General features: G+C 37.7%; 1 protein-coding gene. It reads left to right on the forward strand.

All coding sequences use genetic code 11. From position 1 onward, the window contains the following. Nucleotides 1-260: hypothetical protein (locus KMS84_RS40325; protein WP_256921622.1), on the forward strand; the 260-nt coding region annotated here is incomplete at both ends.

Here is a 260-nt window from a genome sequence, read left to right on the forward strand (position 1 = left end):
TTCTTAAACCAAATATTTGATGGAAATACAGCAGACTTAGAACCAAAATACGAATCAGACTTAACTCTCGCTGAAACTTCAATTGCCACTCAACTGAATGACATTGACAAAGTCGAAGCAGAAGAACTAGAACTCATTAGAAAGTTATATCTAAGTGACACAATTTACTTTCCAACCATACCAGCCCTCGCGATGTACATCCATGAAAACTGCGCAGCTTGCAGAACCTACATCAAGGCAAAATACACAAGCATATACAT

This window comes from Streptomyces hilarionis, from assembly GCF_024539675.1.
Lineage (GTDB): Bacteria > Actinomycetota > Actinomycetes > Streptomycetales > Streptomycetaceae > Streptomyces > Streptomyces hilarionis.